Genomic DNA, 26,070 nt, shown 5'->3' with positions numbered 1-26,070 from the left:
AATCGCTGGTCGGGTTCGGTGAAACCGGGGACGGCGCTTCATGGCATTCACATGCCGAGGACTTCAAGGGCCACGCGCTCGGACGATTCCAGCGCGCCTTCGAGTCCGCGCGCGCCTGTGGCGGTATGCTCGCCGCAGAAGAACAAGTTGCCCGCAGGCTTCGCCATCTCGTCCATCCACGAGACCTGCCCCGGCGCAATGTAGGAAAAGTCACCGAGGTTGAACTTTTCCTGGGACCAGCTGAAGTACGAATGCGCGGCGAGCTTGCCCTTCGCGGCGGGCCTCAACGCCTCGATCCGCGCAACGACCATCGCCTTGGCCGCATCGGCGCCCATGCGGTCCCAGTAGTTGGCAAGGTTGGCACGGGCCTGGACGATGAAGCCGGTGACCTGCTGCGGGTCGTCGCCGTAACGCTGGGGGATGACGTTGCCCAGCACGCCGTCGGTCCACATGCCGGGCGATAGGCCGTCCTGTTCCCAGAACGGCGTCTCCGCCGTGACGAAGACCATCGAGATCGGCTGATAGCCGAGCTGTGCGACCGCCTGCGCCTGGATGCCGGACAGGCCGGGCTCGATGGCAACATTGCGCAGCGCCGAGAACGGCAGCGAGCAGATCACCTTGGGTGCCGAGAACGTCGCGCCATCCGCGCAGTGGACGGTTACCCTGCCGCCGTCCTGCCGGATCGCCACGATCTCGCGTCCCAGTAGAAGGTCGCCTTTCATCTGCTTGGCCAGCGCCATCGGCATCAGCAGGTTGCCGCCCTTGACCGCGAAGGAATTCGGCCCTGCCGCGATCTGCGCCTTGACGAAGCCGTCGTTGTACTCGCTGAGCAGCGCCGAGACGTCGTAGGCGTTCATGCCGTAATAGGGCGCGATATCGTAAGCGAGGTGGATCGCCTGATCCGACAGCCCCTGTTGGCGTAGGAACTCGTGAAGCGAGATGTCGAGCTTTGCATTGACCGGATCGTGCCACGAATTCCAGTCCGCCAGCCGGGTCTTCTGCGCGACCAGCATCGGCACCAGTTCACCCGGAAGCACCGATTTGAGCGCATCGGGGAAGGGATTGCCGGGAAACTTCGCCCATTCCTCGCGCGTGAGCGGCGTATCGCCGATGTAAAGCAGGCTCGGCGGGCCGATGCGATAGCGCGCACCCACTTCCTGCATCTCGACGCCCGCGCGCGCCGCGATGTCGAGGCCCCGACCATAGCCCTCGCCCATCGAATTGAAGCCCATCTCGGGATAGCCCGGCTGGTCGAGGAGGGTCATGATCCGCCCTCCGACGCGGTCACGGCCCTCGATGACGGTGACCTTCAGGCCCTGGTCCTCCAGCAGCCACGCCGCCTGCAGGCCGGAGATGCCGGCGCCGAGGACCAGCACGTCGGGCTCGCCGGAACGGGCGGCGGAGGCAGACTTGCCGCTGGCCGCCTTCGCAGCGGCGGGCTGCGGCAGTCCCGAGGCCAGAGCGCCCACGCCGAGTGCCAGTGCACCGAATGCGAATCTGCGCCTGTCCATCACCATCCGTGCTTGCTCCTCATACGCTCCGGGCCGAAACGCGCAGGAATCGCGCGGCATCAATACCCCGCTGCAGGGATATCGCGCAGCACCGCAGGCCGGAGCGGAGCCACATGGATGCCCATCAGTCGGATAACCGGATCAATCGCCGCGCTTCTCATGCCGAGCCGAGGAAGTCTTCGATCTCGGCCACCACGCGGTCCCGCTCCAGCCGCAGCACGCCGTGCTTGACGCCGCGCAGATCGATCCTGCGGCCGTTACGATAATGGTGCGCCGTCTCCAGCGTGACCTCCCAGAGGTCGTCCTCGGGATTTAATACGAGGACCGGCTGCTCGACCTGCGCCATGGCGCCGAGAAAGTCATAGCGAAATACCGAGATGTAGCCCCAGGGCATCCGCGCACCGAGGCGCAGACACTCGGCCATGTTGATGTGCCGCTCCTCATAGGGAATGTGCGGGTCGCTGAGTTCGCCGATGATCGACCAAAGCTTTTCGACGTGGGACAGGTCCTCGCCCGGCGGGGGGAAAGCGCCTAGCAGGCTTGCCAGCTTGGCCTCGCGCACCTCGGCCGGATAAGCCGCCACGCCGAAGACCGCGACACGGCGCACCCGCTGCGGCAGGCTGCGAGCAAGCTCGGTCGCGATCAACGAGCCGGTGTGGAATCCCAGGACGTCGAACGGCCCCGGCGTGACGAGGCCCTGCACTGCGAGATCGGCCATCAAGGCGGCCATCACTTGCGCGAAGTCTTCGATCCGCACTGGCTCGGGCGGGGCGTCGCTCATGCCGTACCCCGGGGTGTCGACGGCGATCACGGTCCGGCCGTTCGACAGCGGCCCCATCACCGGCACCCAATCCCTACCGTTGCTGGGGGTCTGGTGGAGGCAGAGGAGCGGAAGCCCGTCCCCACCGGCGGCACCCTGTGCGATCCGATAATGAAGCTGCCCGTAGCGACTGTCGGCATAGCCACGCTTGATGGCACTCATTGCAAAATCTCCCGGTTTTTGCGCATCAGGAATAGGACAGCTCCGGTGCTGTGCGGTTCTGCTCGGCGGGGTCGGTCTCCACGAGATTGATGAAGACGCCGTCGCAGTCGCGGATGCAGACTTCGAGCTGGGCGCGGTGCTCCATCGTGAACAGCATCGGCTCGGGTGCCCAGGTTGCGCCCAGCGTGCGCAATTCTGCAAGCGTCGCCTCCATGCTGGTGACGTAGAAAACCAGGGCGACCTCGCCGATCCGCGCCGGTCCTGTCGCGACCGGGACTTCCTCGGCGGGTGTGCCTTCCGCGAGCTGGAACAGTCCGATCATGCCGTAGTTCGGCCCGGGTCGCTTGACGATGCATATGCGGAACGGCCTGGGGTCCCCGAAACCTAGGATCGCCATGGCCGACGGATGGTTCAGAGCCCCCTCGAAATAGGTTTCGGTCAACCCGATGGCTCGATAGAAACGGACCGCACGGTCGAGATCGCGCACGAACAGCGTGGCGCGTATCAAGGCGGAACTAGGATGATCCTGCATGGTTGTCGGGCTCCGCTGGGGTGTCGAAAAACGAGCAGACGCGAGGCGAGGCAGCCTTGCAGCCGGCTTCACGCAGGTCCCCGACAGGTGGATATGCTCCTTCCTCTAGCCTTGCGGTGCACGGGTGTTCGCCTACAGAGCAAGCGCAAGGCAACCGGGATCCTCGCTTATGGCCAATCATGTTCGGGGGCACATTTCCTACCTCAGGGACGGCGTGGAAACCGGGCGCGAATGGTTCGAACGGATCGATCATCCGCAGACCGGCGCCAGCAGCCTTCGCGCCTTCTGCGAAATGGACGACGCTGCCCTCACCCGCGACGTGACCTATTTCCTCGACGCCTTCTCGCGTCCGGTGGATGCCTTCTGCCGGGTCACGACCGGCGGGGCGGTCAAGGGCACGGCCCTGTTCCTCTCGGATGACGCGGGATTGCACTGCGAGGCGCGCATGGCAGACCTGGGGCGGATATCGCAGAGCCTGCCGTTGGAAGAACCGGCCGCCTACCTCGGGCTCCACCCCCTTGTCGGAGACGCGCTGATGGCGCCTCTACGCGGGACCAGTCGGCGCGGCGAGTTCGTGCCGGTGCGTGGCGTGACCAATTCGATTTCGCCGAACGGCGACCAGGGCCTTTACGCCATGCCGGTCGCAATCGACGCCGCCTGGCTCGGCCGCGAGCACGTGACAGTGCCCGCCGGCACGTTCGACGCGGACCGCCATGCCCTGCGCTGGCATGAGGACTGGCCGCCCGCCGACTTGTGGGTACACGGGCCGCGGGCCACTTTCGTGCAGATGACCTGGGACATGGTCGGCGCGCGCTACGAACTCACCGAAATATCGGGAAATACCTGAACGCGATCTCCGGCAGGCGGATATTCGCCGCCGGTCCGTCCGCTGCTCCGGCCACGGCAGGCACTATCGGCACGGACACCCACGCCGCACGAGGTGAAGCCGCATGAATTCGACCCAGTTGCCCCCGAAACCCGTGACCCGGCGCGGTTATGCCGATGGTCCTTTCGGGCAGGTGCACTTCCAGAGCCTCGGTGACGGCGCACCTCTGCTGCTGCTGCACCAGGCACCGATGACCTCATCGCAGTTCGACTATGTCTACGAACCGCTGGCCCGGCGCGGTTTCCGGGCCATCGGCATCGATATGCCCGGCTTCGGCGGCTCCGATGTGACGCCGGGCACGCCCACCATCGCCGACTACGCGCAGGTCGTGCCGGCGGTGCTCGATGCGCTGGGGCTGGAGAAGGCCGCGGTCCTCGGCCACCATACCGGCGCGCTCGCAGCCACCGAGGCGGCGGTGCTGTTCCCCGCGCGCGTGAGCGCGCTGGTCATCAATGGCCCACTACTGGTGGACGAGGCGGGCCTGCGCGAATTCATGGAGGGCCTGCACCAGAGCGAGAAGGCCTTCCGCGCCGAACCCGAGGCGCGCCACATCGCCCATATCTTCAAGGTCCGCGACTGGATGGCCAAGGGCGCCATCCCGCCCGAGCGCCTCACCGACTATGCGGTACAGGCACTCGCCGGCCGGGGCGCATACTGGTGGGGCCATCACGCGGCCTTCACCTACGACCAGGCGGCACGCCTGCCGCTGGTGACCCAGCCTGCCATGATCCTCACCAACACCGGCGACGTGATTCACGATCATGCGCCTGCCGCCCATGCGCTGCGCCCGGATTTCGCCTACGCCGCGCTCGAAGGCAGCGGCGTGGACATTGTGGACGAGCAGCCGGAAGCTTGGGCCGACACCGTCGCTGGGTTCCTGCATTCGGCCCGAACTGGTCTCCAGGCGGACAGTCCGGCCTGATCGTCGGGCCCTGCGGATCGCAAAGCTACCTTCGTGCTTCCGCACCTGCCCCTCCGGGGAGCACACTGGTTCAAGGATGGAAAAGACGTGTCGCCATTGCGTAGCTTCAGCCCCGCCGCTCTCGCCATCGCGCTTGTTGCGGCCGCGATCCAGCCTGCCTTCGCGCAAGGCGCGCCTGCCTCTTCCACGGCGCAGGACCATCCCTGGCTGACCGTCACGGAACTGCGCAGGCTCTATAGCGACAAGCAGAGCCAGTTCCTCACCGTGGGCGGCCTGCGCATCCACTACAAGGACGAAGGCCCGCGCGGCGCGCCGGTGCTGCTGATGATCCACGGGTCGGAAAGCAGCCTGCGCACCTGGGACCGCATCACGCAGGTGCTGAAGACCCGCTACCGCGTGATCCGCTTCGACCTGCCCAGCTACGGCCTGTCCGACGGCCCAACCGACGCGGCCGCAAAGGCGCTCGTTCCCACCGACGTTCCCATCGCCTTGCTGGACAAGTTGGGCGTGACGAAAGCGACGGTCGTCGGCGTATCGAGCGGAGGCACCATGGGCATGTATCTTGCCGCCCGCCGTCCCGACATGGTGGAGCGCCTGATCCTGTCCAACACCCCATCCGATCCGGTGGACACAAGCCATCTGGTCATGCCCAAGGCGTTCCTCGATGCGCAGGCGCGCGCGAAGGAGACGGGCTTCCGCGACCAGGATTTCTGGGATCAGTTCCTCAGCTACTTCGCAGGCGACGCGGCCCGGATTTCTGCGCAGACGCGCAAGGAATACTACGACTTCTACCGCCGCGTCCCCGAGAAGAACCAGATCGCGCTGATCGCCCGCATCGGCGACGGCAAGCAGGCCTCTATCGAGATGGCCAAGGTAGACAAGCCGACTTTCCTGATATGGGGGGGCGCCGATCCGCTACTGCCGGAACCGGCGGTGACGGCGATCACGCGCTATCTCTCGCACGCGCAGATTTCCAAGGTGGTGATGCCGGACGTGGGCCATTACCCGCCGCTGGAAGTACCGGACCGCTTTGCCCAGCTCATCGCCGCCTATGTCGAGGCAGGAACGCCCGAGCTTCCAAAGTAACCGAAACGGCGCCGCAATTGCCCGCTGGTCGGAGATTGCCGGCGACCACTCTCGTTGCGGCGGCATTCCGGTCTAGGTCAGCTTCATGACCGCACCGCGTACGCTCTATGAAAAGCTGTGGGACAGCCACGTCGTCGCCGAACTGCCCGGCGGCGACAGCCTGCTCTATATCGACCGCCACATCGTCCATGAGGTTTCCAGCCCTCAGGCCTTCGTCGCCATGCGGGAAAGCGGGCGCAAACTGCGCCGCCCGGAAACGCACCTGGGCGTGGCCGATCACGCCGTGCCCACGCGGACACGGGGCGGCGAAATCCCCGACCCGCAGGCCCGAGCCCAGGTTGCCGAGTTGGAAGGCAACGTGGCCGAATTCGGCGTACCCTATGCGGACCTTACGGGACCGGAACAGGGCATCGTCCACGTAATCGGCCCGGAGACTGGCTTTACCCTACCCGGCACCACGATCGTCTGCGGCGACAGCCACACCACCACCCACGGCGCTTTCGGCGCGCTCGCCTTCGGGATCGGAGCCAGCGAGCAGGGCACCGTGATGGCCGTACAGGCCCTGCCGCAGAGCAAGGCGCGCAGAATGAAGGTCGAACTTGTGGGTAGACGTCATCCGCTGATCGACGCCAAGGACATCGCCCTGGCCCTGATCGCAAAGATCGGCGCGCACGGCGCGGTGGGGCATGCGGTGGAATATGTCGGTAACGCCATTGCCGGCATGGCCATGTCCGAACGCATGACCCTGTGCAACATGACCATCGAGGCGGGCAGCCGCATGGGGCTCGTCGCACCGGACGAGGTGACTTTCGCTTACCTGAAAGGCCGCCGGCTCGCGCCCCGGGGCGCGCAGTGGGAAGCGGCGACTGCCTACTGGCGGACCCTCGCCAGCGATCCCGGCGCGGCCTACGACGAGGTCGTCATCATCGACCTCGCTGGAATCGAGCCGCAAGTCAGTTGGGGTACCAGCCCCGACCAGACACTGCCGATCGGCGCGCTTGTGCCCTCTCCTGCCCTGATTGCCGATCCCTCCGAGCGGCGCGAGACCGAGAAGGCGCTGGCCTACATGGGACTGCAGGCGGGCCAACCGCTGTCCAGCGTCGCCATCGACCATGTCTTCATCGGCTCCTGCACCAATGGCCGGATCGAGGACTTGCGCGCCGCCGCCCGCGTTGCCGAGGGACGCAAGGTGGCCGCGGGAGTGCGTGCCATCGTCGTGCCCGGCTCTGCCGCCACCCGCGCTCTGGCGGAAGCCGAGGGATTGGACCGGGTCTTCCGCGATGCCGGATTCGAATGGCGCTTCGCGGGTTGCTCAATGTGCGTTGCCATGAACGAGGACCGCCTCGCGCCCGGCGAGCGCTGCGCAAGCACCTCCAACCGCAATTTCGAGGGACGCCAGGGGCCCGGCGGCCGTACCCACATCATGAGCCCGGCCATGGCTGCTGCCGCCGCCGTCTCCGGCCATCTCGCCGACGTGAGGGACTTTGCCTGATGCCCAACCAGCCGTTCGTCACCGTCACCGGATCCGCCGCAGCCATGCGCGAGGAGAACATCGACACCGACATCATCTTCCCGGCACGCTTCCTCCTGATCACCGCACGCGCGGACCTTGGCGAATATGCCTTCCACGACCGCCGCTTCGATGCGGACGGAAACGAGGTGCAGGGGTTCGTGCTCAATTCGGAACAGTTCCGCGAGGCACCTGTGCTCGTCGCGGGCGCCAACTTCGGTTCGGGGTCGAGCCGGGAGCAGGCGGTATGGGCGTTGCTGGGTCGCGGCACGCGCGCGGTCGTCTCGTCCAGTTTCGGCGAGATTTTCTATTCGAACTGTCTGCGCAACGGTATCGTGCCGATCCTCCTGCCGAAGGAGGACATTGCGGTGCTGATGGATGCGGCAGAGAGCGGCGCGGTATTCACTGCTGACCTCGAGGCGCTGGAACTGCGCGTCGAGGGCCAACCCCCGCGCCGTTTCGAAATCCCGCCCGAACGCCGCATGGCGATGCTGAAGGGCTGGGACGAAACCGACCAGATCGTCAACCAGTTCGGCGCGGACATCGACGCATTCGAACAGCGCCAGCGCAAAGCGCAGCCGTGGCTTTACCAAAAGGAACAGGACACATGAGCAGCGAAGAAGACCTGCTGGCCAACTACAAGAAAGCCTATGACAACAGGGTCGGCTTTGGATCGCGCCCCGCGCTGATCCTGATCGACTTCTGCCAGGCCTATTTCGAGCCGGGCAATGCGCTTTATTCCGAGGTGGACGAGGCGCTGGAATCGGCGCTGCGCGTTCGCGCCGCGGCGCGCGCCGCGGGCGTTCCGGTGGTCCTGACCAATGTCGTCTACCACCCGTCCGGCATCGACGGCGGCCGCTTCTACGAGAAGGCGATGCCGCTGAAGAACTTTCTGAAAGGCAGCCCGATGGGTGCCTTCGGGCCCGGCCTGGAGCCGTTTGACGATGAACTCGTCGTCTCCAAGCAGTACCCCAGCGCCTTCTTCGGCACCTCGCTCGCCTCCACCCTTACGGCATCGGGGATCGACAGCGTGATCCTGACCGGGCTCACCACTTCGGGCTGCGTGCGGGCAAGCTGCGTCGATGCCATGAGCCACGGTTTCCGCACCGCGGTCGTCGCCGAAGCCTGCGGCGACCGCCATGACGCTCCCCACGAGGCAAACCTCTTCGACATGAACGCCAAGTACGCCGACGTCGTAGGCGAGGCCGAAGTCGTGGCGTTCCTCGAGGGCCTGAAGGCCTGAGCTCACTCGCCGCCGGGCGGTCAAAGGACTGCCCGGCCGGCGCCCCAAGGGCGCCCCTGGAATTGCGGCAGGCCTGAAACGGCCCATTGCCGATCCACCCGCCCTGCCCGCATTACCTGCCGCATGGCACTCACCGGCGGCGTTCTCTGCATCGAGCAAGCCTGCGCGGTCCGCTTTGCCCAGGCAGGCTCACGACCGGTCCTCACCGACATCGACGTCTTCCGCCTTGGCGCGCGTTCATGGACGAATCGGGTGCCTGTCCTGGGAACGCGCAACGGCACGGTCCGGAACGCGCTGCACATGCGAGCCTCCCCACTCTACTGCCAAAGCGGGCGTGATCGGCTTCGTGCGCGACCTTGTGATCGCATGGCCGACAGCGGCGTCACCTTCAGCACCGTCGCGCACGCCCATCGATACCGAACTTGCCGTCACGGTGCTGCCGCCATGAAACAGCAAGGCCTTGATTACAGCGCGTTCCGCACGGTTCCCAGGCGCAGGCTGAGTAGTCCCCGAGAGGTAGCCGACGCCCTGCTCTACCTTCGCCCCGACGGAGTCAGCTGCATCATGGGCACGGCGCTTGACGCCTTGGAGGGACGCTGACCGGCACCGACGTGCATCCGACAGGCGAACACGCATCAGATTCGGCGTCATTCTGACGAGACACAAGTAAATCTATCACTGACAGAAAAACGGCACACCGCCCGATAAGGCCGCAATCGGCAACCAAGGGACAAATACTTTTTAGCGGGCATTGCGACGATCCGGAATGTGAAGGCGCCATTCCGAGAATAGATAATAATGCAAATACATAATTCATAAAAACAAACGTCGCATCTGGAAAAAGTGCTCAAGCACTCTCCTTAGCGATCATAAAAATGTTCACGCAGCAGGGACTCAATTTAGGGCGGCGCACACGGTGCGTCCTTCGATCAGCATTGAGGGAAAACATGACTGGTAATTCTCGAACGATCCGTCTCGCATCCACGCTTTCCTCCATCGCCCTGGCGACCGGCATGGCCTGGTCCACACCGGCGATGGCACAGGCTACCGAGGGCACCGGCGGCGACATCATCGTCACTGCACGCAAGACCGGTGAGGACATCCTTAAAGTCCCCGTGACCGTTACCGCGATCACCGCGGAAGTGCTCGATGCGAAGGGGCTCGTCTCGGTCACAGACATCGCCGCGTCGACCCCGGGCCTCAACGTCAACAACAGCTCTTCGGGCCACGCCGACCGTTCTTTCCAGCAGGTCATCCTGCGCGGCATGACGCCTTCGACCACGCTGGCGACCACCACCTCGATGTTCATCGACGGCGTGGCGGTCTCGTCGCCGTCGCAGCTCAGCGCGATCAGCGCGCCTGAGCGCATCGAAATCATCAAGGGCCCCCAGAGCGCCTACTTCGGCCGCAATACCTTCGCCGGCGCCATCAACGTCGTGAACAAGGTGCCGGACAACGAATGGGGCGGCGACTTGCTCGGCATGCTCGGCACCCGCGACAACTGGCGCCTGCGCGGTTCGGTCGAGGGGCCGATCATCGAGGACCTGCTTTCGTTCCGCGTCAGCGGCGAAAAGTACTCCAAGAGTGGCTCATGGAAAAACTACGACGGTTCGACACTGGGCGACCAGTCGTCGACCTCCGGCTCCGTGCTGGTCGCGATCACCCCTTCGCCCGACGTCACCATCAAGCTGTTCGGCATGCTGGGCGAGGACAAGGACGGACCTGCCGCACAGGGCCGACTGTTCGCGTATGACGTCAAGGACGCTGCGGGCAACCTGGTGGTCCAGGGCCAGTCCAACTGCACGCTTACCGGCGACACCCGCGGCGTGCTCAACCCGGCGACGGGCAATCCTCTCGGTACTCCGGTCCAGAACCCCTACTTCTGCGGCACCATCCCGACGATGGCCAACCCGGTCACCGCAAACGTCACGAACACCGATTTCATCCGGCAGTTCCTGGCGATCGGCACCAACCGCGTCGTGGCGCCAGAAGACGGCGTCAGCGGCTACGGCCTGCTGCGCAAGACCCGCCATGCCCACGCCACGATGGATTGGGACGTGAACGACCAGCTCACCGCTTCTGTGCTGGCGGGCTACAACCGCGAAGTCTGGACCACGTTCATCGACCTCGACGGCTACGACGGCCGCGCTCTGACCGGCGCCGCTTACGGACAGGGCTACTTCGACTTCCCCTACCTGATCGAACGCAAGATCGAGGACTTCTCGGTCGAAGGACGACTGGCCTACACCAACGGTGCATTCCGCGGTGTCGCCGGCGCCAGCTACCTCAGCGCCGACCAGCTCCAGGGCCTCGGCGGCGGCAGTGGTGCGCTGACGGCAGCCAGTCTTTCGCCCGGCGGCCTCAGCCGGAACAAGACCACCGGTCTGTTCTTCGGCCTGACCTACGACGTCACCGACACCATCTCCGCGAGCGTCGAAGGCCGTTACCAGATCGACCAGCTGGAATCCTTCGCACGTCCGACCGGCCTCAACGTGCCGTCCAGCGCTTACATCCCGGCTGGCTTCTACGAAGGCGGTACGCTGCTCGCCAGTGCCAAATACAAGAACTTCACGCCGCGCGTGATCGTGAACTGGCAGATCAACCCGGATACGATGGTTTATGCATCCTGGGCCAAGGGCGTGAATCCAGCTCAGTTCAACACCAACATCCTCTCAAACAGCGCCTCGGTGCAACAGGCTTCGCTGGATGCCGGCGGCCAGCTGGCCATCGATCCGGAGAAGATCACCAACTACGAAATCGGTCTCAAGGGCCGGATCGGTTCAACCCTGCGCTACAGCCTGGCTGCCTACTACGCCCAGTGGTCCGACCAGATTACCGCCGTGTTGATCGTCGCTCCCGACGCGATCCAGCCGACCGGGTTCAGCTTCGTCAACGCAGCCTCGAACTCGGGCAAGACCGATCTCTACGGCATCGAGGGCGAACTGTCTTGGCGCCCGACCGACTTCGTGACGATCGACGCCGCCGGTGCGCTCAACGACTCCGAGATCAAGGAATTCGCCAGCACCACCGTCAGCGCGCTCTCCGGCATCTACGACTTCTCCGGCAAGGAGATGAAGAACACCTCGAAGTACTCGGCCAATGTCGGCGTGACTGTCGGCACCGAGATCGCCGGCTGGGATGACGGTCGCTGGTTCCTGCGTGGTGACTGGAACTTCAAGTCCGGCGTCTGGACCAACGAGGCCAACATCGCGAAGACTCCCGACTTGCACACGTTCAACGCGCGCGCCGGCCTTACGCACGGCAACATCACGCTCGAGGCCTTCGTGAACAACATCTTCAACAACAAGACGCCGCTGACGGCCTCGGACAACTTCACGTTCACACCGAACTTCGCCTACACCTCGCGGTTCTCGTCGCTGGTGCTCGGCCTTCCTGACCTGCGCACCGCAGGCATCCAGGCCCGGATCAAGTTCTGATCACTTACTGAGTACGAAAAAGAGGAAAAGGGGCCGGGTGCGCAAGCATCCGGCCCCTTTTTCAATCCGGTGCGGATTTCGCGGGCTTCCGAAAAGTAATTCAGGCCGGTGGCGGCGGGTCTATCGCGTCGGCCGCCGAGTTGGTCCGGGCGGAGGCCTTGACCCGGTCGATCAGTGCGATCAGGCGGGCAGCGTCGTGTCCGGTCGGGCAGCGATGCGGCTGCCCGTGCACCGCCCGCACGAACTCGGCGAGCTGGTCGCTGAAATAGTGCCCGAGCGTCCGCCCGCCCATCGCGCGCGGATCGACCAGAACGCCTTCGGGAGGTGTGATCAGTACTTCGCCGTTCCAGCTCAGGATTTCGCCATGCTCGATCTCGAGCACGCCCTTGTCGAAATGGAGAACCTTGCGGTCGAGAACGGAGGGCTGGTTGTAGGAGATATGCACGCTCGCCATACGGCGACCGGGATAGGCCATGAGGATCATCGCCTCGTCCTCGCCCTGCCAGCCCGGCTGGTGCCGCGCGGCCTCGGCATGGACGCGGACGGGATCGTCGTCACCCATCACAAGCTGGACGAAGTCGAGCGCGTGCGGGGCGAAGAGCGAGAGGATCAATCCCTCCTCCGGTTTGCGCTCGGCCCACCACGGCGCCTGCGGCCCGTCCCACTTTACGCAGGAAGACACCTCCAGCGACCGCAGGCGTCCGAAGCGCTCCCGGTTGTCGACGATATGGCGAACGGCCGCGTTGTGGCGGAAGGTATGCCCGGCTGCGAGCACCAGCCCGCGCGCCTCAGCCTCGCGGGCGAGCCCCGCGGCCTGCTCGCCAGTCTCCGCCACCGGTTTCTCGACAAGGACGTGGCGCCCTGCCCGAAGCGCCGCCAGGCACTGCTGGGCATGGAGGGCATTGGGCGTGGCGATCAGCACCGCTTCGACCTCAGGCAATGCCAGCGCTTCCTCCAGCGATGAAAGCGCAAGCGCCCCCAGCGGCTTGGCGGCGACCCGCGCAGCGGCAAGGTCGGCATCGACGGCAGCGACAAGACGAACCTGCTTCGGCAACGCGGCAACCGCAGCGAGGTGCGCGCCGGAAATCCGGCCGCAGCCGATCACGGCGATGCCAATGGGGAGGAGGCTCGAGGGCAAGGTCGTCAGTTCAGGCATGCACACTTCCATCCGGCTTCAGTACGGATGGAGAGTGCCCCGGAACGGTTTCCGAGGCACGCACCGGATGCGTCTGACCGGTGGCCGGATAGAAACGGCCAGCAGGTCACTCCTGCCGGCCGCTCGGTATCGTAGGTGCCGTTCAGCGCACGCCAAGGTGCGCTTCGGGACACGCCTTTATTCGGGCTTGCGCACCAGCGCCTTGGGCGCCGGCGGCGGCTTGGGCGGTGTCCAGCCCGCCGGAACCGGCGCGGGCTGCTGTTCTCGGGCGTAATTCTCCAGGCTCGACAGCGACGGTCCGTAATCCTCCGTCGGGGCGTGGAGCCACTTCTCGTCCATCGCCCGCGCTGCTGCCACGAGATCGGCGGGAAGGCCCTTTTCGCCCTCCTCGATGGTCTGGAAATGGGTGAAGTAGTTCACATGACCCTCCGCCTGGCCCATCAGCATCCAGGGCAGCCACGGAGTGATGCGGCTCCAGGCGCCGATGTGCGGAATATGGGTAAGCCGCGGATTTTCGACGTCCTTGCGCTGCACCGTGTAGATGAAGTGCTCGGACACGCGGTTCATCGTGCCGGAGGATTCGCGCACCCACTTCGCCGGATCGAGCGCGTTGGGATACTGCATGTCGATGTCGGTCCGAAGGATCAGGGTGCCATCGGGACCTTCCTCCCAGTCCTGCAGGAAGGGCTTGCGCGGCGGCTTGTCGGTATTTAGCCCGCCGTAGGACGGGGGCTCGGGCGCCCACTGGCTGATGGTGAAGTTGAACGGATCATTGGCGATCGGCACAACCTTCACCGTCTCGTCGGTATAAGGATTGTGCCAGTTCCTGAGTATTTCGCCGGTCTCCAGGTCGCGGTAGAACACGATCTCGCGCAGCATCCGGCGGTAGGAGCCATCTTCCAGGCGCTTTGTCCGCACGAAGCTGAAGCCTTCGACGCCGAATAGCTGACGGACCGGCTCGTTCGGACGCACGCCGTAGGCCTTGCCTTTCAGCCAGCCGCACTTCTCCTTGGTGGGATCGATATCGGCATCGATACGAGTGTAGACATCGCGGTTCCATTCGGGGTCCTTGAAGTCGATCCTGGTCTTGAAAGCCGGGGTCGCCTTGCTGGGCGCAGCCGCAGCCCGGGCCAGCGAAGGCGCGGCGGCCATACCGGCCGCGAGCCCTGCAAGCCCGAGGCTTTCGCGGCGCGAGAACTTCATGTCGTCCATTCGATGACCCCCGTTGATTTCAAATGCCCGGCAGACCCGGTTAATCGGTTTTTTGCGCTTTCGAATGGCCGAGACATCGCGATAGGGTACTGTGTTCGCCAAGCGGATAGGCGGCGGCGCAGGCGCAGTCATGGCACCCGCGTCGCCTCACAATAGACCGCGCGCACAGGATCAAGCGGAGTCGCAACCATGCTCAACACGTTCCAGCAATCTGCCCACCCGGCCTTGCCGCAGATCACGGCAGATGAGGCATCTCGGCAGGAATTCGCCAAGAGCTTCAAAGGATTCATTCAGTCTGACCTGCTTCCCGGCCTGACGCCCGTCTACCAGACACGCGTTTCGCGCAAGTTCGCGAAGGCCCATGGCCGCGCTCCCGCCGATCGCCGCGATATCCGCGCCGGCATGGTCGAGGACCTCTACTTCCAGCATTACGCCGCCGCGAACCGCATCGCGCAGGAACTGCTGTGGGAATCGGTGAACGTGTCGGTCGATCGCCAGCTTCCAGAACTGATTGAAAAAGCGAAGGAACTCTCTGCTTCGACACCCGCAAAGCTGCTGATCCCGGAAGGCTTCGAACCGCCGCGCTACGTCACCGCCCTCGACATCCACTGCATGCCCGGTGGCTATTGCTCGGAAGTCTGCGCAGACGACATCTCGGTCGGCGCGCTCTACGATCGGGGTGTCTACCTTTATTCGATGGGCTATACCGGCCCCGACAACGACGACATGGGCCGCTCGGTGGTGAACTACCTCAAGCGCAACAAGCCCGACTTCAAGCCCCGCCGCATCCTCGACATGGGCTGCACCGTCGGCCACTCGACCTTGCCCTACAAGGAGCTGTTCCCCGAGGCGGAGGTCTGGGGCATCGACGTGGGCGGACCGGTGGTGCGCTATGCCCATGCCCGGGCCGCGGCGATGGGTCAGGAAGTCAATTTCGCGCAGATGAACGCCGAGGACACCTCGTTCCCGGACGGCCATTTTGACCTCGTCGTCAGCCACATTCTGCTGCACGAGACCAGCGGCAAGGCCATGCCCAAGATTTTCCAGGAAGCGTTCCGCGTTCTCGCGCCCGGCGGCATGATGGTCCACGCAGACCTTCCCCCGTTCGACCTGATGGACCCCTTCACCCAGTTCATCCTGGACAACGAGACCTGGTACAACAACGAGCCGTTTTGGGGCGCCATGCGCGACATGGACCAAGTTGCGCTGGCCGAAAAGGCCGGGTTCGACCGTGCCGAAGTGCGCTTCGATACCGCACCGATGGCGGTGATGGAATTTGCCGCCGCTGCTGCCGGTTACAGCCAGGAAGCCTCCGAGCACGTCGCCGAGCGTGACTTCACCGCGGGGGAATTCGCCCCCGGCGGCGGATGGGAAGTGCTCATTGCCCACAAGCCCGAAGAAAAGGCGCTCGCAGCGTGAATGACATGACCATGACCGAAGAACGCCCCCACGTCATCCGCCATGCCAAGGGCAAGCGCCCGGAATTCTACGACACGCCCGGCCTGGACGCCGCGATGTCGATGATCATGGTGCTCGCCAACGAGATGTGCGTCCTGCGCGACCGCCTCGATTCCGCCGAACGCGTGGCCAAGGCCTCCGGTCTTGACCTCGCCGCCGGGATCGAGACGCTCGAGCTCGACCAGGATGCCTTGGAAGCGCGCGAACAGCGCCGGCAGGATTTCCTGAAGCGCCTGTTCTCCATCCAACTAAAGGACGCCGACGAAGCCGCACAGGCCCAGACCGCGGCACTCTACAACGAAACCATCGCCGATATCGCGCAGCAGTAAGCCGGCCAGTTTCCTGCCTCCGCCCGATTTCGCGGGTACCATAACTAAAAGCCCCGGCGGGAAAATCCAGCCGGGGCTTTTCGTTTTTGCGTATTGACGACTCTCAGATCGCGTTGGCGAGACGCCGCAGGTCCGGACTGATCTCGGTGCCGATGCGGTGCGTGTCCGCCAGCCAGTCGAATCCGGTAACGAGGAAGTTGTCGATCCCCGCTTCGCGGTAGCGCATCAGCGCCCTGACCAGCGTATCGGGCGCGCCCACCAGACACATCACCTGAAGCCGCCCCTGCGTCGCACGGGTCAGTCCGGTCCAAAGGCAAGGATCAGCCGCGGCATCGTCGGCTTCGACGGCCCGCTCGGCAGCATCCTGCGCTGCCTTCCCCAGATCCCGGCCTAGGGAGCCGTGGCTGGTTTGTCGGGCCTCCACCGCACGCAGCAAGCCCCGCGCGCGGTCCCACGCCGCATCGTCGCTATCCGCGACGACGAGCCGCATCGACATCGAAAAGCGCGGATCGCGGCCATGGATCGCCGCTTGCGATTTGACCTTGCCAACCAGTTGAGCGACTTGCGCCGCGCTTCCGGGTCCAAGCGCGTAGACATCCGCCAGTTCGGCGCCGTAGCGAATGCCGAGTTCCGACGTACCCGCCCAGAACACCGGCACGCTGCCGTTCACCGGGATAACTTCGCTGCCGGCCTGTTCGAAGCGATACCAGTCTCCTTCATGGTCGAAGGGCTGCCCGCCCGCCCACATGTGGCGCAGTATCTGCACATATTCACGGCTGCGATGGTAGCGTTCCTCCTTAGAGCGGTAGTCACCGTCACAGCGCGTTTCGATGTCGGAGAAGGCAGTGATTACGTGCACGCCGGCCCGCCCTCCGGAGAACTGATCGAGCGTTGCGAAGGCCCGCGCGGCCATGGTCGGAGCGATGAAGCCGGGCCGGTGGGCCACCATGAGCTTCAGTTGCTGCGTCGCCGCGGCGACAAAAGTGGCGGTGACCAGACTGTCGGCGGACTTGGCGTTCTGGCCGATCAGAACCCGGTCGTAGCCAGCCGCTTCATAGGCGCGGGCACATTCGGCCACAAAGGCGGGATCGTAGGGCGTGGGCTCCGGGCTAGCTTCCGAACCGCGATAGGGCGAGACAAGCCCGACGACTTCGATGGGGTGACGGGGCATTTACAATCGATCCTTGAAATCCGATTCCGAGATTCAGGCCTTGGTGTCCTGGCTGTTCTCAAGCGCCTCGAGCTGCGCGGGGTCGAGCTTGTAGAAGCACAGCGCAACGATGGCTCCGAGCATGGCCACGGCGGGAACTGCGGATTCGCAAAGCATGATCGCCATGATCGCCCGCCCGCCCTGCTGCGCGGCCATGCCGCTGCCCGACGGCGCGTAGCCCATGGCCCCAAGAAACACGCCCATCGCCGCAAGTGCCGCGGCGGACGACAGCTTGTCGAACAGCGTGGTGAAGCCGGCGAAAGCGCCTTCCCGGCGCTCGCCGCTCTGTACGTAGTCGTAACGTACCGCGTCAGACAGCAGAGCATAGGCGCACAGGATCATACCGCCCCCCGCAAAGCCGCTTGCCAGGCCGCGCAGGCTGACCAGCGCCATGCTTTCGCCAGGCGAGGCCAGGAGCCAGCTCAGTTGCACCAGCCCGAACAACGCGAGAGCGGCCATGTAGCATACCTTCTTGCCGATCCGGCCCGAGAGCCAGACCCACACGGTCATGCCCAGAACCATCGTGACGGTCGCCATCATGAAATAAGTGCCCAGCACCTCGTCGCCCAGCCCCAGTACGCTCCGGGTGAAATAAGCGAGGGCGGCCGAACCGATCGCGGTGCCGAACAGCAGGAAGACGTGTGCGATGGCGAGGATACGGAACGGCCGGTTATTCCATGCCAGCTTCACCTGGTACCCCAACGCACTCAACGGATTGCGGCGAGCGGCAACAGCTGCAATTCGCGGCTGGGTACGCGGGGCATCGCGCAGCAGGCGTACCGCCAACATCGTCGTGAGGAATACCACGACGCCGACAATCACCGCCAGCAGCAGGTGCCCTCCGCGCGTTGGCCCGGTCATCCCGAGCAACCAGGCTGGCAACGTCGAACCGATCAGGGTACCGATGGCATTGCCGTACGTACGCCAGGCCATGAGCCGGGTGCGTTCGTGCGGGTCGGACGAGCTTTCCACCACCATCGCGAAGCCGGGAATCGTCAACAGGGTATAGCCGCTGGCATGGATCGCCAGCGCCAGCGTGACGAAGACCTGCGCAAGCAGGATCGACCCGAAATCCGGCGCACCGAACAGCAAGGCAATACCCAGCGGCATCGCGATGCCGCCTGCGAAGAGAAATGGCAGGCGCCGCCCCCAAGGCGTCGCCGCGCGGTCGCTCCAGGCGCCGATCGCAGGATCCAGGAAGCCGTCGTAGATTTTGACCAGCGCGAAGATCAGGCCTGCAGCGCCGGCCGAAATGGCAAGGCTGTCGGTCATGAAGCGGAGGCCAAGGACGGTGACGACATTCTGGCCGGCCGCATGGGCGAGCGGAATGAGCAGCGAGCCGAAGCGGATGCGCCAAGTTTTCGAACCGGCGGGAGCGGCGAGGTCTTGTGGCGCGTCGATGCCGAGCGGGACTGCTCCCGCGCCGGAAGTGTTGCTGGTCAAGCCTATGCTCCTGCCGGGCATCCCAGTCGATGCCGTCGATCTGAAAGTGCCTGCAAGACCCGATGGACCGCGCCGTTTCTGGCTACTCTCCGCAGAGCGGTCAGGGCAGGGGCTCAGCCCTCCACAAGTGTCACGCTGACGTCGGCGATGCCTTCGCGAAGCTTCTTGATTTCGGCGTATTCAGGCGAATTCCAGAAGGCCATCGCCGTCTCGGCATCGGGCCATTCCATGATGACCGCGCCGCCGCCCTCATATCCTTCGCCTTCGAGAACCCGGCCGTGCCGGCCGCGCAGCAGATAGCGCGCACCGTGCTGCTGGGCGAGCTCTGCCACCGCGGGCGAATAGCCCGAGGTGAAGGCATCGCGGTCGTGGACCTTGGTGGTGATGACGAACCAGGCGGGCATTTCAGTCTCCATCGGGGACAGGCCCGTGCAAGGTCCGGTCCCGAAAGCATCAGCGGATCAACGCCGCATCTTCAAGGCTCTGGAACATCGCCTGGCGCATCAGGTAGGCGCGGCGGCGTTCGTCATCTTCCTTGATCGCAAGGAATTCGCGGCGGCGCGCGTCGTGCGCGGAACCGGCCCCGCCGCTGATGAATGCCATGTTCTGCTTGGTCTGGGCCTGGGTGAACGAATGCGTCACCTCGCGGCGCTGGCGGTCGTAGAGCGAAAGAGCCGGATCCATTGTCCCCTGCCCCTTGAGCACTGGCAGTAGTTTGTCGAACAGGTTGAAGGCATCGTGGATGCCCGAATTCATCCCGAAGCCGCCAAGCGGATTGTTGAGGTGCGCCGCATCGCCAACCAGCACGACGCGGCCTTCACGGAATGACTTCGCCACGCGCTGATGGACGCGGTAGAGCGTGCGATGATGCGTCGCCACCGAAGCGCCGTCACCGATCAGACGGTCGAAGATGGCGGTCTTGTTGGCTTCGGAGGTCAACTCCGCCTCATCCGCTGCGCCGTTCACCGGCACCAGCACGCGCCACACGGAGGGAACCTTGAGCAGCACCAGCCATTCGGCAGGATCTGACACGTAGTTGACTAGCGCGAGGTCGGGGAAATACTGCCTGAGGTCGGTCTCGGTGGAGAGCGTCAGGAACCTTTCAGGATAAGTGAATCCGTCGAATTGGATGCCTAGCCACTTGCGCACGATCGAGTTCGCGCCGTCTGCGCCGATCAGGTAGTCGGCACGGATGCGCTCGATGCCGATCGTCGTCTCGACGGCGAGGTCCACGCCAGAATCGTCCTGGACGAACGACAGCAGCCGGCTACCGAAGCGGACGTCCGCATTCGCATGGTTGTCCAGCCCAGAGGCCAGCGCACGCGAAAGGTGGTATTGCTCGCACTGGATCCGGAAGGGATAGCGGGTGACGTCGTCGAGCTCGCTGAGATCGAATTCGATCACTTCGCCCGAAGCACGGTCGCGCCACTGATAGACAGGTGCCTTGAGGCCCTTTTCCAGCAGCATTGGCGTGATGCCGATCTGGTCCAGCATTTCCAGCGTCGGCGGATGGAACGTCGAGGCACGCAGATCCTGCGCGCAGTCCTGCCCTGCTTCCAGGAGGATCACCGAGATCCCCGCCTGTGCCAGCAACGTCGCCATGACCGTACCGACAGGTCCGGCACCGGCAATCACTACCTGGCAACGATCTTTACCTGACATGTGTGAGAGAACTCCATACAACTTGACCGACACGCCTATGCAATGCCGTCGCGTCTTGCGGCGCCGACCGGAACTCTATCCGACGCGCGGTGACCGGCATCGGCGCTGCGATTTATTGGAAGTATTCCGGAAGCTGGTTCAGGCGGCCGGAACCGGCGGCGCCGAGACCTTGTCCAGCCAAGGCTTGAGGTCCCGCGCGAATTTCTGCGGGTTCTCCCACATCGGGAAATGGCCGAGGTCCGGATATTCGATCAGAGTGACCGGCGCATGAGTGAAGCGCGCAACTGAGGCCTTGGCACCTTGCGAGATCACGTCGTCGTAGCTGCACCACTGCAGCAGCACGGGCACACGAACCGATTCCGCCACCGCCCCGACGTCGGATGTCTGAAACGACTTGACGTTGGCCTTGATATAGGCAGCCTGCCGATCGAGCGCGCCGGGCAGGTTGTTCATGTCGTAGATCTGGTCGACCATGCGTTCGGTCGGCTGGAAGCCGGGCGGCGTGGTGTCTTCCAGCATCAACTTCCAGAACCAGTGCGAGCGCCAGTTCGGCAGCACCGCCTTGTGGAATGACAGCATCCATGACAACCGCGGATCGACCTTGCGGGTCTGGCTGGGTCGCTCCAACGGCAGCATGGAGAAAGCCATCGCCGTCGCGTGGCCGGGATAGGCGCGGTTGTATTCAAGCGCGACGTTCGATCCGTTGGAGGTCGCCACCACCGCGAACCTGTCGTAGCCAAGCTGCTTGAGGAGTCCGGCCATGAGCTGCGCCGAGCGCGGCGTTGAGTAGACACCCTTGGGATCTGGCCCGGTCAGTCCATAGGGCGACCAGTCGAAGCGGACCACGCGGTAGCGGTCCTTGAGAAGGTCCGCCACGTTGTCCCACTCATGCAAGTTCACGATCGAGCCGTGCAGCATGACCACCACCGGCGCTTTCGCCGGGCCTTCCTCTCGCACGTGCATGCGAACGCCGTCCACCATGACGAAGCGCGAAGGTCCATCCGCCCAGCGCTTTTCTAGTTCGGCCCGGTCGCTTGCCCCCGCCCCGGCGCGCAACGCCAGGACGCTCCCGCTACCGATCAGCACGACCGCACCCAATGCGGCGAGAAGGATATTCCGCTTCTTCATGCCGCCACAGCCTCGCGCGCGGGCAGACCCAGCGTTTCGCGCAAGGTGGTGCCGGGATACTCGGTGCGCAGTCGTCCGCGCTGCTGGAGGATCGGCACGACCTGTTCGACAAAGTCCTCGAGCCCGCCCGGCATGTAGCTTGGCTGCAGGGTAAAGCCGTCGCACGCCCCGGCATCACGCCACGAGATCATCATGTCGGCCATTTGCTCGGGCGTGCCGAGAAACACGTTGTGACCGCGCGGATGGCGCATGAAGTTAGCCGCAAAAGCGCCCAGCGGCGTGCGCTTCTCGTGCGCCGGAGTAACGGCACGGGCGATGTCGGCCTTCGGCAGGATGGTATGTTCGAGAATGGTGGTAACCGGGATTTCGCCCTGTGGATCGAAGGGCGTCAGGTCGCAGCCCAGCGATTCCGAAAGGTATTCGATCGCCAGCGCATCGTCGGCAAGGTCGAGGATCGCGGCATGGCTGGCGCGAGCCTCTTCCTCGCTGCCGCCCAGCACACAGGACAGCCCGGGCATTATCCGCACCCCGTCGGGGTCACGACCGACAACGGCGACCCGGGCGCGCAGATCGCTGCGGAAGTCGATCCCGGCGTCGATATTGGCAGCCGGGCAGAAGATGGCTTCCGCCGTGCGCGCGGCAAAGTCACGCCCGTCAGCAGACTGCCCAGCCTGCACAAGCACGGGCCTGCCCTGGGGCAGCATGGGGCCTTCGCGGTCCATCGCGGCCCAGAGTTCGCAGGCCTTCGCCACGACTTCCTTGGCGCGGCGATAGCGTTCGTCCTTGGGCGGCAGGTCATTGTCGCCGAAGTTGGGCGCGGTGGCCGGGTGCGCGGTGGTGACGATGTTCCAGCCCGCGCGGCCACCCGAAATACGCTCCATCGCGCCAAAGCGCTCGGCTAGCATTTCCGGGGTATTGTAGCTTGTCGATACGGTCGCCACGAGACCGACATGCTTCGTCACTGCCGCCATCGCGGTGAGCAGGCTGACGGGATCGAGGGTCGGCATCGCCATGCGTTCGGGCGTGCGGCCACCTGCCCCGCGCGACTGGAGCTGATCGCCGAAGACGATGGCATCAAACATGCCCTGCTCCGCCAGCTTCGCGACGCGGGCATAATAGTCCATCGAAAAAACGCCTTCGGGGCGTGCTCGCTCGTGCATCCAGCCGCTCGGGAAAAAGCCGATACCCTGCAGGAAGGCCCAGAGGTGAATTTGCTTGTCCATCATGCGTTCTCCGGGACCACGGCGCCGCCGGGCTGGTTGGATGCGGTCTGCGGGATCGGCAGGCCGAGGCGCGCCCGCAAGTCGCCCGTTGCGTCGATGCGATCCGCGACGAGCGAACCGAAGCGGGTGCCGATTTCGGGCAGCTGAGCGAGAGCGTCGGTCAGGGTGAAGTGGACGCCATCGATTTCGCCCGCCGCGAAGCGGTTCGAAAGAGCCGCCACGTCGGCATCTAGGGAAACCTTGGCGAGGCGCCTCGTGGCGGCGGGCGCGGCACCGTCCGCACCGATCAGGCCGATATCGGCATCGGCCACGTCGATAGGATCGTCCCCATCGACCACCAACAGCGGATGGCCGAGCGGCGGACGCATGGCGTTGAGCGGTCCGGCGACCTTGAAGAATGGACCTTCGTAGTTCGAGGCACGGACCTTCGAGGCATCGAGATAGCGCCCCCTCGCCTTGTCGAGGATCAGCGTATCGCTGCCCCAGCCGTCCCACAGCGCGCGCGCGGCGCCGACCATGTCCTCGGCCATGCCATCGGGGCTGCCTTCGGGGATTACCGACCAGCCGGTGCGGCCCGCGCTCAGGAAATCGATGGCCGACAGCGCGCGGGCGACGTGGAAGGGATGGGCGTTCGATGCCGGCACCGTGGCGACGAGGCCAAGCCGCGTGGTGATCGGCGCGGCCCAGGCCAGCAGGACCTGAGCATCGAACGGACGCGCGCCAGACCGGCCCATCATGAGCAGGTCCAGGCCAGCGGCCTCGGCGGCCTGCAGGATAGGCGCGGCGCTCTGCGGCACCGCGAAAGCGGCCTCGGCGAGGGAGGCGGAAAGGATGAAAGGTCTGGTCATACGATGATCACCGGTTCGTGAAGGGGATGGATGGGCTCGCAGCCCGTCTCGGTAATGAGGACGAGGTCTTCGCAATGGGCCGAACCGCCGATGCCGGTATCCAGCGTGGGACAGTCGACCGACAGGATCATGCCGGGTTCAAGCACGATGTCGGGCTTGCGCCAGAAACCGCCATGAACCTCGCCCGGCTCGTCGGTATGGGCGAGGCCTACGCTGTGCGGGCCGAAGCCGATCATGGCCTCATACCCGGCCTTGCGGATGGCCTCTTCGCCCAGCGCTGTGATCTCGGAATAGCGCAGGCCCGGCCGCAGCTTTTCGCGCACGGCCTGCCAGCCGAACGCGGCGGCCTCGGCCGCGCGGGCAGCGGTGCGGGTCGGCTCGCCCACGAAGACGGTGCGCGCGAAATCACCGTGATAGCCAAGGTGATGGCTGACCCCGTCAAGCATGAGCGTCTGTCCATCCGCCACTTTAAGCCGCGAGAGTTCGGACGAAACGCGGTCGACGTTGAGGAACACTGCGGTGTTGCCGCGAGCGGCTGTTTCCATGCGGAACAGGGCCTGCAATTCGCCGTGGCTGGCGCCGGAGCGGATCGCGTGGCCCACGGCGTTTAGCGCATCGACATTCGCTCTGGCGGCATGTGCCATCAGCGCGTGCTCCAGCGGCGATTTTACGAGGCGAATCTCGCGCAGCACATTGTCCGCCTGCACCAGCGTGCCGGGATGGTCATGACGAAGGGCGACTTCGGCGATCACCGGATGGTCAAACCCGATCCGGCCCTGCCACAGACCCAGCCCGCGCATGGCTGCGACGATCGCCGCCCCGGCATCACCGTGCGCCGTCATAGCTCCCGCCTCCCGCGCGGAAATCATGGCACGGTGTGCCTCGGCGGCGGTGAACGGGGCGGCATCGCGCTGGGGCAGCACCGGAGCGCCGGGCACTTCGCCCGGCGTCTCTTCGCCTTCGTCGCCCAAGGCCGTGTAGAGCCAAATGGCCACGTCGTCGCGGCTTCGGCCATCGGCCCAACTGTAGTGATGCAGGAAGCGGCTGGTGACGAGGCCCGGATGCTCCGGGCGCTCACGCGCGATCAGCGCGAAAGTGCCCGGCGGCTGGCCCATGCGGGTCCGCCCGATCTGAGGCCAGTGGCCCAGCGCGTGAAATACGTTGACGGGAGCCCCCAGTACCAGTCCCGCGAGGTCATGCCGTTCCATGACGGCAACGGCGCGGGCCAGATTCATCGGCCCCTCGCGTTCCAGCGCGGCCAGAAAGGCGCTGTCGTCAGCAAAGAAGGATGTGTCCATGGCGATGACTATGAACCTCGCCGCGCGGCATTCCGGGCCGAGGGGATAAAACTATTCGCCTGCCGATCAAGTTTGCATGGAGGGGCAGCGAGTGACCGCCCTACGATAGCCTCCGGGTCATGAGCCAGTCCCCGCATCCGACCATCAAAGAGATCGAACGCGCCTTCATAACGCTGGATGAGGGCCAGTTGCACTTGCGCCGCCTGCCTGCTTCGGAAGCCGGCCACGTGCCGGTGCTGATCCTCCACCCCTCGCCTGCATCGTCGTGGTTTATGCAGGACCTGATGCTGTCGCTGCGCGCGGCGGGGTGTCTTGGCGAGATTATCGCGCCCGACACGCTTGGCAACGGTGATTCGCCGCCGCCCGCCCCGACTGAGCCGGATATCGCCTATTTCGCCGGCTCGATGGATCGGCTCTGCGCGGCGCTCGGCTTCGACCGGGTGGACGCCTATGGCAGCCACACCGGCGCGCGGATCGCGTGCGAACTGGCCGCCGCCTATCCGGCACGCGTGCGCCGCGTGGTGCTGGACGGCATCACCGAATACGAGGACGAACTGCGCGATGCGGTGATCGCCAACTACGCCCCGGCGGTCGAGCCCGACGAATATGGCCGCCACTTCATCTGGGCTTTCAACTTTTGCCGCGACCAGGCGCTGTTCTTCCCGCACTTCATGCAGGACGCCGAGCACCGCCTCGCGGTAACCATGCCGCCGCCGCAAGTGCTGCACCGCATGACGCTCGACGTGCTCAAGGCGCTCGACACCTACCCCAAGCCCTACCTCGCCGCGTTCCGCTATCGCGCTTTCGAGCGGATGCCCCGCATCGACGCGCCGACGCTGCTGCTCAAGCCCGAAACCGAACTTGCACTGCTAAACGCATCGGTGAAGACCGCGCTAGGACTGCTCGCGGACGGTCACGAAGCCGCCACCGGCGGGTCGCCCGCAGCCAAAGCCGCCGTCATGACGAAATTCCTCAAGGGGCAAGCACAATGAAG

At 65.0% G+C, this 26,070-nt stretch carries 24 protein-coding genes; 11 read left to right on the top strand and 13 right to left on the bottom strand.

The window, feature by feature from the left end:
* Positions 1 to 47: 47 nt before the first annotated feature.
* From PMI02_RS04040 to PMI02_RS04030, 3 genes are all read right to left on the bottom strand, one after another.
* A complete protein-coding gene (locus PMI02_RS04040; RefSeq protein WP_157222361.1) occupies positions 48 to 1,511 on the bottom strand; it encodes an NAD(P)/FAD-dependent oxidoreductase in 1,464 nt (487 codons plus the stop codon).
* 157 nt (positions 1,512 to 1,668) lie between these two features.
* Positions 1,669 to 2,493, bottom strand: coding sequence for an alpha/beta fold hydrolase (locus tag PMI02_RS04035; RefSeq protein ID WP_007679108.1), 825 nt, complete (start codon positions 2,491 to 2,493; stop codon positions 1,669 to 1,671).
* Positions 2,494 to 2,518: 25 nt separating this feature from the next.
* The gene (locus PMI02_RS04030; RefSeq protein ID WP_007679107.1) at positions 2,519 to 3,025 is read right to left on the bottom strand and encodes a VOC family protein; all 507 of its coding nucleotides are present in this window, start codon (positions 3,023 to 3,025) and stop codon (positions 2,519 to 2,521) included.
* A gap of 169 nt (positions 3,026 to 3,194) precedes the next feature.
* Here PMI02_RS04030 and PMI02_RS04025 point away from each other — a divergent pair, with 169 nt between their 5' ends.
* From PMI02_RS04025 to PMI02_RS03995, 8 genes are all read left to right on the top strand, one after another.
* Positions 3,195 to 3,872 (top strand): hypothetical protein, encoded by a 678-nt coding sequence (locus tag PMI02_RS04025; RefSeq protein WP_007679105.1) that lies wholly within the window; start codon positions 3,195 to 3,197, stop codon positions 3,870 to 3,872.
* 103 nt (positions 3,873 to 3,975) lie between these two features.
* The gene (locus PMI02_RS04020) at positions 3,976 to 4,833 is read left to right on the top strand and encodes an alpha/beta fold hydrolase (RefSeq protein WP_007679102.1); all 858 of its coding nucleotides are present in this window, start codon (positions 3,976 to 3,978) and stop codon (positions 4,831 to 4,833) included.
* 87 nt (positions 4,834 to 4,920) lie between these two features.
* Positions 4,921 to 5,919, top strand: a complete 999-nt coding sequence (locus PMI02_RS04015; RefSeq protein ID WP_007679100.1) for an alpha/beta fold hydrolase — start codon at positions 4,921 to 4,923, stop codon at positions 5,917 to 5,919.
* Between the two features lie 85 nt (positions 5,920 to 6,004).
* Positions 6,005 to 7,411 carry a 3-isopropylmalate dehydratase large subunit gene (gene leuC, locus PMI02_RS04010; RefSeq protein ID WP_007679099.1) on the top strand — a complete coding sequence of 469 codons (1,407 nt, stop codon included), beginning with the start codon at positions 6,005 to 6,007 and terminating at the stop codon, positions 7,409 to 7,411.
* On the top strand, positions 7,411 to 8,040 hold the full coding sequence (gene leuD, locus PMI02_RS04005) for a 3-isopropylmalate dehydratase small subunit (protein WP_007679095.1): 630 nt from the start codon (positions 7,411 to 7,413) through the stop codon (positions 8,038 to 8,040). The genes leuC and leuD overlap by 1 nt, the downstream gene beginning before the upstream one ends.
* Positions 8,037 to 8,672, top strand: a complete 636-nt coding sequence (locus tag PMI02_RS04000) for an isochorismatase family protein (protein WP_007679094.1) — start codon at positions 8,037 to 8,039, stop codon at positions 8,670 to 8,672. The genes leuD and PMI02_RS04000 overlap by 4 nt, the downstream gene beginning before the upstream one ends.
* 123 nt (positions 8,673 to 8,795) lie before the next feature.
* The gene (locus PMI02_RS27500; RefSeq protein WP_162130144.1) at positions 8,796 to 9,272 is read left to right on the top strand and encodes a hypothetical protein; all 477 of its coding nucleotides are present in this window, start codon (positions 8,796 to 8,798) and stop codon (positions 9,270 to 9,272) included.
* A gap of 347 nt (positions 9,273 to 9,619) precedes the next feature.
* Positions 9,620 to 12,109 carry a TonB-dependent receptor gene (locus PMI02_RS03995; protein ID WP_007679092.1) on the top strand — a complete coding sequence of 830 codons (2,490 nt, stop codon included), beginning with the start codon at positions 9,620 to 9,622 and terminating at the stop codon, positions 12,107 to 12,109.
* Between the two features lie 100 nt (positions 12,110 to 12,209).
* On the opposite strand, the gene PMI02_RS03990 is transcribed toward PMI02_RS03995, so the two are convergent.
* Both PMI02_RS03990 and PMI02_RS03985 read right to left on the bottom strand, forming a co-directional pair.
* On the bottom strand, positions 12,210 to 13,265 hold the full coding sequence (locus tag PMI02_RS03990; RefSeq protein ID WP_007679090.1) for a Gfo/Idh/MocA family protein: 1,056 nt from the start codon (positions 13,263 to 13,265) through the stop codon (positions 12,210 to 12,212).
* A gap of 177 nt (positions 13,266 to 13,442) precedes the next feature.
* Complete coding sequence (locus PMI02_RS03985; RefSeq protein WP_238538980.1) at positions 13,443 to 14,468, bottom strand: DUF1838 family protein; 1,026 nt, start codon at positions 14,466 to 14,468, stop codon at positions 13,443 to 13,445.
* 198 nt (positions 14,469 to 14,666) lie between these two features.
* On the opposite strand from PMI02_RS03985, the gene PMI02_RS03980 reads away from it, so the two are divergent.
* Together PMI02_RS03980 and PMI02_RS03975 are read left to right on the top strand one after the other, a co-directional pair.
* Positions 14,667 to 15,896 carry a class I SAM-dependent methyltransferase gene (locus PMI02_RS03980; protein ID WP_007679086.1) on the top strand — a complete coding sequence of 410 codons (1,230 nt, stop codon included), beginning with the start codon at positions 14,667 to 14,669 and terminating at the stop codon, positions 15,894 to 15,896.
* Between the two features lie 5 nt (positions 15,897 to 15,901).
* Positions 15,902 to 16,264, top strand: a complete 363-nt coding sequence (locus PMI02_RS03975) for a hypothetical protein (protein WP_007679084.1) — start codon at positions 15,902 to 15,904, stop codon at positions 16,262 to 16,264.
* A 103-nt stretch (positions 16,265 to 16,367) separates the two neighbouring features.
* Here PMI02_RS03975 and PMI02_RS03970 read toward each other — a convergent pair whose 3' ends face one another.
* The 8 genes from PMI02_RS03970 to PMI02_RS03935 form a co-directional block, all read right to left on the bottom strand.
* On the bottom strand, positions 16,368 to 17,435 hold the full coding sequence (locus tag PMI02_RS03970; RefSeq protein ID WP_007679082.1) for an LLM class flavin-dependent oxidoreductase: 1,068 nt from the start codon (positions 17,433 to 17,435) through the stop codon (positions 16,368 to 16,370).
* Between the two features lie 33 nt (positions 17,436 to 17,468).
* Positions 17,469 to 18,917, bottom strand: coding sequence for an MFS transporter (locus tag PMI02_RS03965; protein ID WP_007679080.1), 1,449 nt, complete (start codon positions 18,915 to 18,917; stop codon positions 17,469 to 17,471).
* 113 nt (positions 18,918 to 19,030) lie between these two features.
* Positions 19,031 to 19,321 carry a DUF1330 domain-containing protein gene (locus tag PMI02_RS03960; protein ID WP_007679078.1) on the bottom strand — a complete coding sequence of 97 codons (291 nt, stop codon included), beginning with the start codon at positions 19,319 to 19,321 and terminating at the stop codon, positions 19,031 to 19,033.
* A 49-nt stretch (positions 19,322 to 19,370) separates the two neighbouring features.
* Positions 19,371 to 20,579, bottom strand: a complete 1,209-nt coding sequence (locus PMI02_RS03955) for an NAD(P)/FAD-dependent oxidoreductase (protein ID WP_007679077.1) — start codon at positions 20,577 to 20,579, stop codon at positions 19,371 to 19,373.
* Positions 20,580 to 20,717: 138 nt separating this feature from the next.
* On the bottom strand, positions 20,718 to 21,707 hold the full coding sequence (locus tag PMI02_RS03950; RefSeq protein WP_007679076.1) for an alpha/beta fold hydrolase: 990 nt from the start codon (positions 21,705 to 21,707) through the stop codon (positions 20,718 to 20,720).
* Positions 21,704 to 22,930 carry an LLM class flavin-dependent oxidoreductase gene (locus tag PMI02_RS03945; protein WP_238538978.1) on the bottom strand — a complete coding sequence of 409 codons (1,227 nt, stop codon included), beginning with the start codon at positions 22,928 to 22,930 and terminating at the stop codon, positions 21,704 to 21,706. The genes PMI02_RS03950 and PMI02_RS03945 overlap by 4 nt, the downstream gene beginning before the upstream one ends.
* Positions 22,930 to 23,778, bottom strand: coding sequence for an LLM class flavin-dependent oxidoreductase (locus PMI02_RS03940; RefSeq protein ID WP_007679074.1), 849 nt, complete (start codon positions 23,776 to 23,778; stop codon positions 22,930 to 22,932). The genes PMI02_RS03945 and PMI02_RS03940 overlap by 1 nt, the downstream gene beginning before the upstream one ends.
* Complete coding sequence (locus tag PMI02_RS03935) at positions 23,775 to 25,076, bottom strand: Xaa-Pro peptidase family protein (protein ID WP_007679064.1); 1,302 nt, start codon at positions 25,074 to 25,076, stop codon at positions 23,775 to 23,777. Before PMI02_RS03935 ends, PMI02_RS03940 begins: the two co-directional genes overlap by 4 nt.
* 119 nt (positions 25,077 to 25,195) lie before the next feature.
* On the opposite strand from PMI02_RS03935, the gene PMI02_RS03930 reads away from it, so the two are divergent.
* The gene (locus PMI02_RS03930; RefSeq protein WP_007679062.1) at positions 25,196 to 26,068 is read left to right on the top strand and encodes an alpha/beta fold hydrolase; all 873 of its coding nucleotides are present in this window, start codon (positions 25,196 to 25,198) and stop codon (positions 26,066 to 26,068) included.
* Positions 26,069 to 26,070: the final 2 nt, after the last annotated feature.

Source organism: Novosphingobium sp. AP12, assembly GCF_000281975.1.
GTDB lineage: Bacteria > Pseudomonadota > Alphaproteobacteria > Sphingomonadales > Sphingomonadaceae > Novosphingobium.
Note: the sequence above shows the minus strand (reverse complement) of the source record. Positions and strands in the feature narration are given on the sequence as shown.